The organism is Kocuria sp. ZOR0020, from assembly GCF_000800955.1.
Lineage (GTDB): Bacteria > Actinomycetota > Actinomycetes > Actinomycetales > Micrococcaceae > Kocuria > Kocuria subflava.
Window position 1 is genome coordinate 1 of record NZ_JROX01000386.1, and the last position, 508, is coordinate 508.

Here is a 508-nt window from a genome sequence, read left to right on the forward strand (position 1 = left end):
ATTGTTTTGCCATTTTATTTTATATTCCTTTACTTAATCTATTTTTAGTCTTATGAATGGTCAGTTACTGAAACTCCTGCGGTAACATCTTTATAACCCTCAGCGGAGAACTTTACGTTATAGGCACCTGGAGCAAGTTGTCCGTTTGTTGCTACTTTTCCATTTGCGTCATTAATCACTGATGTTACTTTTACAGTTCCACCATTAGAATCTTTCAAAGTGGCAGGCACTACGATTCTTCCGTCATTATGACCCTTTGTAGCAGTAGTCACATTAGGAATAACAGGAGCTACGAGTGTAATTCCACCAGCTAGAACTGTATCAGGTTGCATAATGAATAAACCACTTTCCATTTTCTTGACGAAATCTTTTGCTTGTTCTCCCCAAATTTCGTACTCAATAGCAGGGACTTTTTTACCGCCATTCAAATAAATATCTGACTCAGTCGCTTGTACTGCCAAAGTCCATTGGATAGGGTCTACACCGTCAACTGAATCTGTTTCTGATT

General features: G+C 38.4%; 1 protein-coding gene. It reads right to left on the minus strand.

Annotated features, from left to right (window positions below):
• Window positions 1-50: 50 nt before the first annotated feature.
• A partial coding sequence (locus L979_RS15495) for a phage tail tube protein (RefSeq protein ID WP_047692855.1) occupies window positions 51-508 on the minus strand: 458 nt, incomplete at its 5' end.